The organism is Flavobacterium celericrescens, from assembly GCF_011392075.1.
Lineage (GTDB): Bacteria > Bacteroidota > Bacteroidia > Flavobacteriales > Flavobacteriaceae > Flavobacterium > Flavobacterium celericrescens.
This window is the reverse complement of the sequence record NZ_JAAJBV010000002.1, coordinates 354,490-367,323: the sequence shown is the minus strand read 5'-3', so window position 1 is coordinate 367,323 and position 12,834 is coordinate 354,490. Positions and strand designations below refer to the sequence as shown.

13 protein-coding genes are annotated in these 12,834 nt (G+C 31.3%); 10 read left to right on the top strand and 3 right to left on the bottom strand.

All coding sequences use genetic code 11. The annotated features are described in order from the left end of the window. The first annotated feature begins 204 nt into the window (after positions 1-204). The 10 genes from G4L40_RS04455 to G4L40_RS04410 all read left to right on the top strand — a co-directional run bounded on the left by G4L40_RS04455 (position 205) and on the right by G4L40_RS04410 (position 10,394). On the top strand, positions 205-660 hold the full coding sequence (locus tag G4L40_RS04455) for a DUF4442 domain-containing protein (RefSeq protein WP_166235944.1): 456 nt from the start codon (positions 205-207) through the stop codon (positions 658-660). 84 nt (positions 661-744) lie between these two features. Further along, the gene (locus tag G4L40_RS04450) at positions 745-1,650 is read left to right on the top strand and encodes a TIGR01777 family oxidoreductase (protein WP_166235943.1); all 906 of its coding nucleotides are present in this window, start codon (positions 745-747) and stop codon (positions 1,648-1,650) included. Between the two features lie 108 nt (positions 1,651-1,758). After that, on the top strand, positions 1,759-2,298 hold the full coding sequence (locus G4L40_RS04445; RefSeq protein ID WP_394367761.1) for a nucleotide exchange factor GrpE: 540 nt from the start codon (positions 1,759-1,761) through the stop codon (positions 2,296-2,298). 58 nt (positions 2,299-2,356) lie between these two features. After that, entirely contained in the window at positions 2,357-3,475 is a 1,119-nt protein-coding gene (gene dnaJ / locus G4L40_RS04440) for a molecular chaperone DnaJ (protein ID WP_166235941.1), read from the top strand. Between the two features lie 159 nt (positions 3,476-3,634). Then, on the top strand, positions 3,635-4,555 hold the full coding sequence (locus tag G4L40_RS04435; protein ID WP_166235940.1) for an ABC transporter ATP-binding protein: 921 nt from the start codon (positions 3,635-3,637) through the stop codon (positions 4,553-4,555). A 2-nt stretch (positions 4,556-4,557) separates the two neighbouring features. Beyond that, positions 4,558-5,856 carry an ABC transporter permease gene (locus G4L40_RS04430; protein WP_166235939.1) on the top strand — a complete coding sequence of 433 codons (1,299 nt, stop codon included), beginning with the start codon at positions 4,558-4,560 and terminating at the stop codon, positions 5,854-5,856. A gap of 85 nt (positions 5,857-5,941) precedes the next feature. Next, positions 5,942-7,105, top strand: coding sequence for a sigma-54-dependent transcriptional regulator (locus G4L40_RS04425; protein ID WP_166235938.1), 1,164 nt, complete (start codon positions 5,942-5,944; stop codon positions 7,103-7,105). Between the two features lie 76 nt (positions 7,106-7,181). Further along, the gene (locus tag G4L40_RS04420; RefSeq protein ID WP_166235937.1) at positions 7,182-7,796 is read left to right on the top strand and encodes a DEAD/DEAH box helicase; all 615 of its coding nucleotides are present in this window, start codon (positions 7,182-7,184) and stop codon (positions 7,794-7,796) included. 146 nt (positions 7,797-7,942) lie between these two features. Beyond that, on the top strand, positions 7,943-8,632 hold the full coding sequence (locus tag G4L40_RS04415) for an alpha/beta hydrolase (RefSeq protein WP_235922587.1): 690 nt from the start codon (positions 7,943-7,945) through the stop codon (positions 8,630-8,632). Positions 8,633-8,759: 127 nt separating this feature from the next. Beyond that, on the top strand, positions 8,760-10,394 hold the full coding sequence (locus G4L40_RS04410; protein ID WP_166235935.1) for an ABC-F family ATP-binding cassette domain-containing protein: 1,635 nt from the start codon (positions 8,760-8,762) through the stop codon (positions 10,392-10,394). 40 nt (positions 10,395-10,434) lie between these two features. On the opposite strand, the gene G4L40_RS04405 is transcribed toward G4L40_RS04410, so the two are convergent. Genes G4L40_RS04405 through G4L40_RS04395 form a run of 3 tightly spaced genes read right to left on the bottom strand, consistent with a single transcriptional unit; the run spans position 10,435 to position 12,833 of the window. After that, positions 10,435-10,782: an FEKKY domain-containing protein gene (locus G4L40_RS04405; RefSeq protein WP_166235934.1), complete on the bottom strand. Its 348-nt coding sequence runs from the start codon at positions 10,780-10,782 to the stop codon at positions 10,435-10,437. Continuing rightward, entirely contained in the window at positions 10,772-11,899 is a 1,128-nt protein-coding gene (locus tag G4L40_RS04400; RefSeq protein ID WP_166235933.1) for a carboxypeptidase-like regulatory domain-containing protein, read from the bottom strand. Before G4L40_RS04400 ends, G4L40_RS04405 begins: the two co-directional genes overlap by 11 nt. A 37-nt stretch (positions 11,900-11,936) precedes the next feature. Next, positions 11,937-12,833, bottom strand: coding sequence for a hypothetical protein (locus G4L40_RS04395; RefSeq protein ID WP_166235932.1), 897 nt, complete (start codon positions 12,831-12,833; stop codon positions 11,937-11,939). Between the last annotated feature and the right edge of the window lies 1 nt (position 12,834).

The window sequence follows — 12,834 nt, the reverse complement described above, 5'->3', positions numbered from 1 at the left end:
CATTTTTTGATTTGTTTTTGCTTGCGCAAATGATTGATTTGATGATTGAAATTAGATTACCTATTAATTTCTTATACAAAGATAAGTCTAAAAGCAGGTATTGTGTTACGCATAGTAATGATATTTAACATAAAATTAACGTTTTTAAAAAATAGTAGGAATGCATAGTATTTTTTGTATTTTTACAAAATAAATCAATGAATTATGGAGTTTACACCTGCAAAACTTAATCTTTTTACTTTTTTTAAACTGCCTTCTGCTTTTTGGAGCGGTGTGCGTGTTAAGTCAATTTCACCAGAAGTTTGTGAAGTAACGGTAAAGCATCGTTGGTTTAATCAAAATCCGTTTAATTCTATGTATTTTGCAGTACAAGCTATGGCGGCTGAGTTTACTACTGGTGCTTTAGTAATGTATCAAATAAAAGAGAGCAAGAAAAACATTTCGATGTTAGTGGCTCAAAATAAAAGCGTCTTTACTAAAAAAGCAACTGGGAGAATTACTTTCACTTGTAATCAAGGTAATGCAATAAAAGAAACTATTCAACATGCTATCGATACCAAGGAAGGACAGACTATTTGGTTAACTTCAATAGGTAAGAATGAAAAAGGCGAACAAGTTTCTGAAATGCAATTTGAGTGGACTATTAAGGTAAGAGGTTAAAACTTCCAACTAATCCTAAACATACGTTAATTTACTTTCATTGTTCTGTTTTTGATTGTAACTTTGAGAAAAAGGAAAAAGAAAATGACCATTTTAATTACAGGTGCAACAGGATTAGTAGGGCAAGAATTAGTGAGCTTGTTATTGCAAAACGGGCATAGTGTTCATTATTTATCTACTTCAAAGAATAAATTAGTTTCTAATGCTAATTATAAAGGGTTTTATTGGAATCCAAAAACAGCTGAAATAGATACAGCTTCGTTAACAGATGTTGAAGTAATTGTGCATTTAGCTGGAGCAAATGTGGCTAAAAAATGGACAAAATCTTACAAAGAAGAAATTATTGAAAGTCGTGTACTCTCAACTCGATTGTTATTTCAAACACTTCAAAAAACACCAAATCAAGTTAAGCAAATCGTTTCGGCTTCAGCTGTAGGAATCTATCCAGATAGTTTAACCAATATTTATCATGAAACCGACTTGGATGTTGATGTTTCTTTTCTTGGAAACGTTGTAAAACTATGGGAAAACGAAGTCAACCAGTTTCAAAAATTAGAAATAGCTGTTTCAAAAATTAGAATTGGAATCGTTCTTTCTAAAAATGGTGGTGCTTTACAAGAAATGGTAAAGCCTATTAAATATGGAGTTGGAGCAGCTTTTGGTTCGGGGGAACAATATCAATCTTGGATTCATATTCATGATTTAGCAGCTGTTTTTTATCATGTAATCAAAAATGAGTTGTCTGGGATTTACAATGGTGTTTCTCCTTATCCAGTTTCAAATGCAGAGCTCACAAAAGCAATTGCTAAAACATTAGAAAAGCCATTATTTTTACCAAATATCCCAAAGTTTATTATGAAAATTATACTTGGCGAAATGCACGAAATTTTATTTTCAAGTCAGCATGTAAGTTGCAGAAAATTATTGGATGAAAACTTTCAATTCAAATTTGCTTCTTTAGACAAAGCGCTGAATGATTTGTTAAAATAAACTTTTATAAATATTTTTTTCCTGACAATTTGACATTTTTAAACATTTGGCAATACATTTGCAATCCCATTTACTAAAGTAAAAATGTTTAAAAAAATATTCAAAAATATGAGTCAAGAAAGTACTGAAAACATCGAAAAGGATAACATTAGTGAAGAAAATGTTTCAGAAAATCAAGGAATTCCAACACCAGAATTAACGGTAGAAGAGCAATTGCAAGAAGAATTGAGTAACGAGAAGGATAAATTTTTGCGTCTTTTTGCTGAATTCGAAAATTATAAAAGAAGAACAGCTAAAGAGCGTATCGATTTGTTTAAAACAGCTAATCAAGAAGTTTTACAAGCGATGTTGCCTGTTTTAGATGATTTCGACAGAGCTTGGGCACAAGTCTCTAAATCTGATGATGAAGCTTTGGTAACAGGTGTGCAATTAATTCATGATAAATTAAGAAGTACTTTAGTATCTAAAGGTTTAGAAGAAGTAGAAGTTAGAGTAGGAGATGCTTTTAACGCAGATTTCGCTGAAGCTATTACGCAAATTCCAGCACCAAACGATAAGTTAAAAGGTAAAATTGTTGATGTAATTGAAAAAGGTTACAAATTAGGAGACAAAATTATTCGTTTCCCTAAAGTTGTAATTGGACAATAATTTTATCGTAGAGACAAGTCATGACTTGTCTTTTTCTACATTTATAATATAAGATATAATGAAAAAAGATTTTTACGAAATATTAGGCATTTCAAAAAATGCTACAGCCGAAGAAATAAAGAAAGCATATCGTAAGAAAGCAATCGAGTTTCATCCTGACAAAAATCCAGGTAACAAAGAAGCAGAAGAAAAATTCAAAGAGGCTGCCGAAGCTTATGAAGTTTTAAGCGATGCCAATAAAAAAGCAAAATACGACCAATATGGTCACCAAGCTTTTGATGGTGGTGGATTTGGCGGTGGTCATCACATGAACATGGATGATATTTTCAGTCAGTTTGGTGATATTTTTGGCGGTGCATTTGGCGGTGGCGGATTTTCTGGATTTGGCGGTGGCGGAGGTCAACGTAGAGTAAAAGGAAGCAATCTTCGCATCAAAGTAAAATTAACTTTGGAAGAAATTGCTAATGGTGTTGAAAAGAAAGTCAAAGTAAAACGTAAAGTTCAAGCCAAAGGTGTAACATACAGAACTTGTCCAACTTGTAACGGTTCTGGACAAATCATGAAAGTTGCTAATACTATTTTAGGTAGAATGCAAACAGCTACTACATGTCATATTTGTAGTGGTTCTGGTCAAATTTTAGATCAAAAACCAGCAGGAGCAGATGCACAAGGGATGTTGTTAGAGGACGATACAGTTTCTATCAAAATTCCTGCAGGAGTTGTTGACGGAATGCAGTTAAAAGTGGCTAATAAAGGTAATGAAGCGCCAGGAAGTAATAGTATTCCAGGTGATTTAATTGTAGCTATCGAAGAAATCGAACATGAATTCTTAAAACGTGAAGGCGAAAATTTACATTATGATTTATATATCAGTGTTGCAGAAGCCGCTTTAGGTGCTTCAAAAGACATTGAAACTGTTTCAGGAAAAGTACGAATTAAGTTGGAAGAAGGTATCCAATCAGGCAAAATTTTACGCCTAAAAGGGAAAGGAATTCCGAGTTTAAATTCATACGGAAATGGGGATTTGTTGGTACATGTAAATGTTTGGACACCAAAGACTTTAAGTAAAGAACAGAAGCAATTTTTTGAGAAAATGCTTACAGATGAAAACTTTATTCCGAAACCAGAAAAATCAGATAAATCTTTTTTTGAAAAAGTTAAAGATATGTTTTCATAATTAAATATAATTTAATACATTTGAAACTCACTTTCTTAGGAGAGTGAGTTTTTCTTTTTCATAGCAATTTTTCCCATCCTTTAGCAATAAAGGGTGGGTTTTTTTTGTAACAAAATACAGTTTTATACTACTAACTAAACAAACAAATTTACCTTTACTATGAGTAATATTCTTGAAGTACAAAATGTGGTTAAGCAATATGGTAATTATACTGCGCTTAATAATGTTTCGTTGCAAGTTCCAAAAGGAAGTATTTATGGACTGCTTGGTCCAAATGGAGCTGGAAAAACATCTCTTATTCGAATCATTAATCAAATTACAATGCCAGATAGTGGAGTAGTTTTGTTAGATGGTGAAAAGTTAAAGCCTGAACACGTGCAATATATTGGTTATATGCCAGAAGAACGCGGTTTGTATAAAACCATGAAAGTAGGAGAACAATGCTTGTACTTGGCGCAATTAAAAGGAATGCCACATGAAGAAGCTAAAAAGCAGTTAAAATATTGGTTTGAAAAGTTTGAAATTCAAGGTTGGTGGGATAAAAAAATTCAAGAGCTTTCTAAAGGTATGGCGCAAAAAATTCAGTTTATCGTAACCATTTTGCACCAACCAAAACTATTGATTCTTGACGAACCTTTTTCAGGATTTGATCCTGTAAATGCCAATTTGATAAAAGACGAAATCATTGAATTGAACAAAAAAGGAACTTCGATCATTTTTTCAACACACCGAATGGAATCAGTTGAAGAAATGTGTGATTATATTGCTTTGATTCACAAATCAAATAAATTAATTGAAGGTAAGTTGGAAGATGTAAAACGTCAACACCGTTCAAATACTTTTGAAGTAGGCGTGTTAACCAATAATATTGAAGGATTGATGGTGCATTTAACACAAAAGTTTACAATTGGGCAAACTAATTTTAAATCACTAAATGACGATTTAAAGTTAGAAGTACAATTGGGCGAACACAGTTCAAATGAATTACTTTCTATTTTGACACAATTTGGACAAGTAACGCATTTTGTTGAAAAAATTCCAAGTGTAAACGATATTTTTATTCAAACTGTAAGCAAATAATCATGAGTATATTATCTTTAATTATAAAAAGAGAATTTATTGCCAAAGTGCGTAATAAATCATTTATAGTAATGACATTTTTAGGGCCATTATTAATAGTTGGAATGACTTTTTTAATTGCTTATTTATCTAGTGTAAATAAAGGTGAAATTAAAAAAATTGGTGTTCATGATACTGCTAAAGTATTTGTAAACGATTTAAAAAGCAACAAAGACATACTTTACATTGATTTATCTTCAATGCCAATTGAAAAAGCAAAAGATTCAGCAAGTAATGGATACGAGGGTTTAATTTATGTTCCAGTTGTGCAAAATGTTGATGAACTAGCCCAAAAAACAGTTTATATTTCTGACGAAAGTCCTAAAATGGAATTTTTAAGTCATTTACAAGGAACGATAGAAGCGAAATTAAATAAAGAGAACTTAAAAAAACTAGGGTTTGATGCGGATAAAATTGAAAAAGCCAAAATCAAATCTGACATACAAGTTGCAAAATTTTCAGGAGAAGAAGGGATTAAATATTTGAATGAGATTAAAATATTCATTGGTTTTGCTTTTGGATATTTAATCATGATGTTTATTATTATTTATGGAAATATGGTAATGCGAAGTGTTATAGAAGAGAAAACAAATCGTATTATTGAAATTATTATTTCATCAGTCAAGCCATTTCAATTGATGATGGGAAAAATCATAGGAACATCTTTGGCTGGAATACTTCAGTTCTTAATTTGGATTCTTTTAGGTGGTGTAATTATGTTTGCGGCTACTTTATTTATGGGACAAAGTCAAGAACCTGTTGCTACAGCTCAAATGTCTGCAGAGCAAGCAGAATTAGCTATGAGTTTTACGGCTAAAATTCAAATGTACTTAAATGAAATTCCCGTTGCTACAATCTTAGCTGCTTTTGTGGTATTTTTTATTGGAGGTTATTTCCTGTATAGTTCATTTTATGCAGCAATTGGTGCGGCTGTTGATTCTGAAACCGATTCACAACAATTTTTGTTGCCGATTATCATGCCACTAATGTTGGGTGTCTACGTAGGTTTTATTACAGTTATGAACGACCCACATGGTACGGTTGCAACAATTTTTTCTATAATACCATTAACATCACCAATTGTAATGCTTATGCGAATTCCTTTTGGAGTGCCCTGGTGGCAATTGGTACTTTCTGTAGTTTTATTGTATGGAACGTTTATCTTTGTAGTCTGGTTTGCTGCAAAAATTTACCGAGTAGGTATTTTAATGTATGGCAAAAAACCAAGTTGGAAAGAATTATACAAGTGGTTGAAATATTAAAAAGAGGTTAAGAGTTTATATGTTTAAAAGTTTAAGAGTTTTTTCCTTTTAAACTTTTAAACTCTCACCTTTTAAACTAAAAAGAATGAGTAAAATCCTTATCATAGAAGACGAAGCAGCAATTCGAAGAGTATTAACTAAAATACTTTCCGAGGAAAATGATTCGTACAAAGTAGAAGAAGCAGAAGACGGTTTGCAAGGTGTAGAGAAAGTCAAAAATGAAGATTATGACTTAATTCTTTGCGATATTAAAATGCCAAAAATGGATGGTGTTGAGGTATTAGAAGCTGTTAAAAAAATCAAACCCGAAATTCCAATGGTTATGATTTCTGGGCATGGCGATTTAGAAACAGCCATTAATACAATGCGTTTGGGAGCATTTGATTACATTTCAAAACCACCGGACTTAAATCGATTATTGAACACTGTTCGTAATGCGTTAGATAGAAAACAGCTTGTAGTTGAGAATAAAATCTTAAAAAAGAAAGTTTCAAAAAACTACGAAATGATTGGAAATAGCGAAGCCATCAATCATATTAAAACAATGATTGATAAAGTAGCACCAACCGATGCCAGAGTTTTAATTACCGGTCCAAATGGAACGGGGAAAGAATTAGTTGCACATCAATTACACGAAAAAAGCGAACGTTCATCGGCTCCAATTATCGAGGTGAATTGTGCAGCAATTCCATCTGAATTAATTGAAAGCGAATTATTTGGTCATGTAAAAGGCGCTTTTACTTCAGCGGTAAAGGATAGAGCAGGAAAATTTGAAGCTGCAGATGGTGGAACCATTTTCTTAGATGAAATTGGTGATATGAGTTTATCGGCTCAAGCTAAAGTTTTACGTGCTTTGCAAGAAAATTTAATTCAACGAGTTGGAGCTGATAAAGACATTAAAGTTAATGTTCGTGTAGTTGCTGCAACGAATAAAGATTTAAAAAAGGAAATCGAAGAAGGAAGATTCAGAGAAGATTTGTATCATCGTTTGGCGGTTATTTTAATCAAAGTTCCAGCTTTAAATGATAGAAGAGACGATATTCCAGAATTAATTGAGCATTTTGCGGCTAAGATTGCTTCCGAACAAGGAACTTCGCCAAAATCGTTCTCAAAATCAGCCATCAAATTATTACAAGAATATGATTGGACTGGAAATATTCGAGAATTACGCAATGTAGTAGAGCGCTTAATTATTTTAGGAGGAAGCGAAATTTCAGAACAAGACGTACAATTGTTTGCAAGTAAATAATATCAAGTGAATAGTGAATAGTAATTAGTGAATAGTTTGCTAATTACTATTCACTATTCACTAATTACAAAAAAAAATGCAGTTAAAAAAAATAAATCCAAATCTTCAAAATGCACTGATTGAAAATAATTTAATCGAGGCAAATGAAATGCAACAAGAAACTTTTTCAACTATAAAAAGTGGTGCCGATGCAGTTATTCAATCTCCAAAAAAGAGCGGAAAAACAACAACTATTTTGATGAATGTTATTCAGCGTATGGAAAAACCAGTAGGAGAAAGTACTCGTGCTTTGGTTTTGGTTCAGGACAAAGAAAAAGTACTTGAAGCAGTTGAAACTTTTAAGAAATTAAACCGTTATAATAACTTAAGAGTTTTTGGAGCGCACGAAAAAGGAGATATCGATTATGATAAGAATCAAATTTCATTAGGAATAGATGTTTTAATTGGAACACCAATTCGCATCAATGAAATGTTTTCTTCAGCTGGTTTTAATATGACCACAATTAAGATGTTTGTGGTTGATGATGTAGAAGAAATGTTACGCAAAAGAGAAGACGCAATTATTCATAGACTTTCAATGAGTGCTGAAAAAACACAACGTTTGTTTTTCTGCTCACAAATCACAGAAAGAGTAGAAGTTTTAGCCGACAGAATAATGATTGAACCATTATTCTTCGAAATGGAAGATTGATAAAATAAAAATAATAAAAGCAATTCCAAATGAGGTTATTACGATTTCTTATGATTTCTTTATTCAGTTTTTTTGGAGGAATTTATTTGCTTTATTTTTGTTATATTTATTTTAATCAAGCTGAGTTAGTCTTTGTTAATTCTAAATTGTCAAGTGATTATGAATTTAACTATCAAGATGACTTTGATGAAGTTTACATTGAATCCTATGATGGTGTAAAACTAAACGGACTTCTTTTCAAGTCTATTAACTCAAAAGGGCTGGTCTTTTTTTTGCATGGAAATGCTGGAAATTTAAGTGGCTGGGGTTCTATTTCAGAAACATATACCAGTTTAGGATATGATGTTTTTATTCTTGATTATAGAGGTTATGGAAAAAGTGAAGGAGTAATTGAAAATGAAGCTCAAGTAATGAATGATGCTAATTTAGTTTTTAAAAAAATTTCAAAATCGTATCAAAATAAAAAAATATTTATCACGGGTTATTCGATAGGAACAGGAATTGCAACTCAGTTGGCAGCTCAAAATAAAATTGATGCTCTTTTTTTAATAGCCCCATTTTATAACTTTTCTGAATTTACAAAAAGTAGAGTTCCATATTTTCCAGATTCTTTTAAAAAATTCAAATTTGAGACGAATAAATATATTACTACAGTTAAAGCACCTATTTATATTTTTCATGGTGACAAGGATAATATAATCTCGCTTGAAAACGCTATTAGATTAAAACAAATAATTAAAAGTGAGGATTTATTATTTACGTTGGTAGATGAAGATCATATCGGAATAACTGATAATCTCGATTTTCGACGTGAGTTAAAAGCTTTGTTGAAATAATATTAGATTTCTTTTCAATTACCATATTGTTAATTGCCAAATTCACTATTTAATCTATCTTTGCACCTTTCAAAAATTTCAGTAAAAAGACTTTTAACTTTTTACTTCTAACTTTTTACTTTAAAAAATGATTACAGTAAACGACATTGCCGTAGAATTTGGCGGAACCACTCTTTTTAGCGAAGTAACTTTTGCCATCAATGAAACTGATAAAATTGCCCTTATGGGTAAAAATGGAGCAGGAAAATCTACGCTTTTGAAAATTGTTGCTGGAGTAAATAAACCAACTCGTGGTGTTATTTCGGCGCCAAGTGATGCTGTTATTGCTTATTTGCCGCAACATTTGTTAACGGAAGATAATTGTACTGTGATGGAAGAAACATCAAAAGCATTTGCTTCGGTGTTGAACATGAAAAAAGAAATTGATGAAATCAACGAGCAATTAACTGTTCGTACTGATTATGAAAGTGATGAGTACATGAAATTGATTGAAAAAGTTTCGGAATTATCTGAAAAATATTATTCAATTGAAGAAGTAAATTATGAAGCCGAAGTTGAAAAAATATTAAAAGGATTAGGGTTTGAAAGAGAAGATTTTAATCGCCCAACAAAAGAATTTTCAGGCGGTTGGAGAATGCGTATTGAATTAGCGAAAATACTTTTAACAAAACCTGATTTAATTCTTTTGGATGAGCCAACCAATCACTTGGATATGGATAGTATCGAATGGTTGGAAGAATTTTTGATTACGCAAGCCAAAGCAGTGATGGTTATTTCGCACGATAGAGCATTTGTGGACAACATTACAAATCGTACCATCGAAGTAACAATGGGAAGAATTTATGATTACAAAGCTAAATATTCACACTATTTAGAATTACGAAAAGATAGACGCGTTCACCAGCAAAAAGCATACGAAGAACAGCAAAAATTCATTGCCGACAATCAAGCTTTTATTGAACGTTTTAGAGGAACATTTTCTAAAACCGAGCAAGTGCAATCACGTGTTAGAATGTTAGAAAAAATTGTTCCTATTGAAGTGGACGAAATTGATAATTCGGCATTAAAGTTAAAATTTCCACCATCAGCACGTTCAGGTCAATATCCTGTAATTGTTAAAGATTTAGAAAAATCGTATGGTGATCATTTGATTTTTAAAGATGCGAATTTAGTTATCGAACGTGGACAAAAAGTAGCTTTCGTGGGTAAAAATGGTGAAGGAAAATCGACCATGATTAAAGCCATCATGAAAGAAATTGAAATTAATGGTGGTTCGGTAGAAATTGGTCACAACGCACAAATTGGCTATTTTGCTCAAAATCAAGCCGCTCAATTAGACGAAAATGCGACTATTTTTGAAACGATTGATAGAATTGCTGTTGGAGATGTTCGTACGCAAATCAAAAATATTTTGGGAGCATTTATGTTTCAAGGTGATGATATTCAAAAGAAAGTGAAAGTACTTTCTGGAGGAGAAAAAACGCGTTTAGCAATGATTAAATTATTGTTAGAACCAGTGAATCTTCTAATTCTTGATGAGCCATCTAACCATTTAGATATGAAAACGAAAGATATCATAAAGGATGCTTTACGTGATTTTGATGGAACTTTAATCTTAGTTTCACATGATAGAGATTTCTTAGATGGTTTGGCCGAAAAAGTATTTGAATTTGGTCACAAACGTGTTAAGGAACATTTTGAAGATATCAAAGGTTTCTTGGCGCACAAGAAAATGGATTCATTGAAAGAAATTGAGAAGTAAGATTTATAAATAAGAATAAAAGCTCCAACAGGAGCTTTTTTTATATTTCTTTATTTTTCCACTTTTCAAAACCTAAAACATTAGCTTTAATATCTTTTTGCCATTGTTTTCCATAAGTTTTGTTTAGATATTCAAAAACTAATTCGTTTTTAACTTCATATTCTTCAAAATTAGTAGGAGCAATGCAACCAAAATCATGAAATTGAATATTGTGTTTTTTAGCAAAAGCTAAATCTTCTTTAGTGATTACAGAAGCAATTCCGCCTAAAACGTATATGGTTTTTGTGTTTGAATTGATTTCGATTTTAATCGTGTCGTTTTGTTTTTTTTCTTGTGCTTGAATTCCAAAAGCAGTAAGAAAAAGTAAAAAGAATAATTTAAAACTCATTTTCTCTAATTTTTGATGAAACATCTGCTCCTCCCCATTCTACAAGTGTAAAACCTTTTCTTTCGGTTTTTGGAAGTTGTTGTTCTTTGATTATAGTTCTGTTCTCTAAACCATAAAATTCCATGTAGATTCTAATGCTAGTTTCTGGTTTTGGATTGACGTTTAAAGTTGCAATTTCGTTACATTCTTCATTGACTAAAAAGTGAATAAAGTTGTATTTATTTCGTTCTAAAATGGGTAACCAATACTGAATAAAATCATTTGTTTCTTGATTGTTTAAACCAATATGATCTAATTTTTTGATTAAAAATTCAGTTAAATTATCTTTTGAAACTATAAAACCATCATCATATTTGTAATGCGCTGAAGGAAAATCAATTGTTCCATCCCAAAATAACGAACTGTAATAACGATTGGTTTTTTTATCAAAAATTTGTCCGTTTGGTTCTGCAATTACTTCCCAGCTTTTATCGTATTTTGGAAATGTAGTTAACAATTCTCCTTTTAAATCGAGTTTTATATCAATTGCTTTTTTTTCTGTTGGATAAAGATAGATTACTGGTTTTTCCAGTATAATTTGCTGTTCTGCTTTGAGATTAACAATAAGGTTTTCTTTGTTTTCAATTTTTATTTTTTGTGATTTAAATTGTAAAAAGGAAATCTCTAAAATATCATTTATTTTAACTTCAATTGAAAATTTTCCATCAATATCGGTTTGTGTTTCAGCTTTTGAGTTTAGATTTTTAATGTATACACCTGAAAGTTCTAATTTTTCACAATCGTAAACGGTTCCAGAAATTTTAAAAACGTCAGTTTCTTTGTTTATTGAATTTTCTGCCGAATATTTTTTATATAATTTCTTCAATTCTCGTTTTGAAATATCTTTTGTAGTAATTAGAATGACACCATTTTTCGCACTTTGGCCATAAACTGCAGTTGCCGCTTTGTCTTTTAAAACATTTACAGATTCGATGTTTTTTGGATCAATTGCTTCAAGAACATCTTTATGAAGAATATTTCCATTAACAACTATTAAAGGAGAATTATCAGTTGTTTCTTGAGCGAATACAGTTGTTATTGTGAATAAAAAAATAAATAAATTTAGTAATGCTTTCATAATTAAATTTTTGAAATTGTCCTTGTTTTTGATTTTACTATTTCTTAATCGTAATTATAATAACTCCATTTTTTCCTTTATCACCATAAATTGGAATTGCTCTTTCAGGTTGTAAAACAACTATGGTATCAATATTTTGTTTGCTCAATGGTGCATATGGGCTAGTTGGATTTTCACCATATAATTCTTCTTCTGTATAAGCAACTCCGTTAATATAGTATAATGGATTTTTAAGCTCAATAACAGATTCATAATCTGCATTTGAAATATTTTTTGGTGATTTTTTACTCAATTTTCCATCAATAAGAACTAAGTCATCATTGGCTGTTTTTTTGTCATTTTCTTGGATTGCTTCAGCAGATATTACACTTACAGCATCATAACGTCTTCCTTTTGCTAAATAACCAGAATTATTAACCGAAGCTGAATTTGAAATATCATTTCTGTTATTTGGTGCAAAACTTGTTTTAGCAAGTTCGTCAACTTCTTCCATTGCAATTGGAGTCGAAAGTTGGACTTCTTTTTTCGATTTGTAATTGATAGTATCGTTGATTACAATGTTATTTTGAATTACAATTTGTTGTTGTAAAATTTGCTCAGCCTCTTTTTTAATTTCTGGATTTGCATTTACTAATTCATTTTTTGATTCTGGTGTTGGAATATTGTTTTTTGATGAATCAATCGTAGTAATTGTGTTTTCTGGAATAATGACAGTTTCATTTTCTTGTAGTAAGAAAAAGGCTAACGTTCCTACCAAAACTACTGATGCTGCTACCGCTAATTTTTTCCACAAGTGTTTCTCTTTTTGAAGCGTTTGTGTTTTCATTTTGTCTTCCACGCGCGCCCAAATTTTCTCCATGCTTGGAAAGTCTTTTTGCTCTGCGTTTTCGGCAGCTTGTTGTATTTTTTTATATAATTTTTCTTCTGTTCCCATG

What these genes read in the sequence shown, in the direction of transcription:
- G4L40_RS04455 (WP_166235944.1), top strand. Translation starts at nt 205, where the DNA reads ATGGAGTTTACACCTGCAAAACTTAATCTTTTTACTTTTTTTAAACTG.
- G4L40_RS04450 (WP_166235943.1), top strand. Translation starts at nt 745, where the DNA reads ATGACCATTTTAATTACAGGTGCAACAGGATTAGTAGGGCAAGAATTA.
- G4L40_RS04445 (WP_394367761.1), top strand. Translation starts at nt 1,759, where the DNA reads ATGAGTCAAGAAAGTACTGAAAACATCGAAAAGGATAACATTAGTGAA.
- dnaJ (WP_166235941.1), top strand. Translation starts at nt 2,357, where the DNA reads ATGAAAAAAGATTTTTACGAAATATTAGGCATTTCAAAAAATGCTACA.
- G4L40_RS04435 (WP_166235940.1), top strand. Translation starts at nt 3,635, where the DNA reads ATGAGTAATATTCTTGAAGTACAAAATGTGGTTAAGCAATATGGTAAT.
- G4L40_RS04430 (WP_166235939.1), top strand. Translation starts at nt 4,558, where the DNA reads ATGAGTATATTATCTTTAATTATAAAAAGAGAATTTATTGCCAAAGTG.
- G4L40_RS04425 (WP_166235938.1), top strand. Translation starts at nt 5,942, where the DNA reads ATGAGTAAAATCCTTATCATAGAAGACGAAGCAGCAATTCGAAGAGTA.
- G4L40_RS04420 (WP_166235937.1), top strand. Translation starts at nt 7,182, where the DNA reads ATGCAGTTAAAAAAAATAAATCCAAATCTTCAAAATGCACTGATTGAA.
- G4L40_RS04410 (WP_166235935.1), top strand. Translation starts at nt 8,760, where the DNA reads ATGATTACAGTAAACGACATTGCCGTAGAATTTGGCGGAACCACTCTT.
- G4L40_RS04405 (WP_166235934.1), bottom strand. Translation starts at nt 10,782, where the DNA reads ATGAGTTTTAAATTATTCTTTTTACTTTTTCTTACTGCTTTTGGAATT.
- G4L40_RS04400 (WP_166235933.1), bottom strand. Translation starts at nt 11,899, where the DNA reads ATGAAAGCATTACTAAATTTATTTATTTTTTTATTCACAATAACAACT.
- G4L40_RS04395 (WP_166235932.1), bottom strand. Translation starts at nt 12,833, where the DNA reads ATGGGAACAGAAGAAAAATTATATAAAAAAATACAACAAGCTGCCGAA.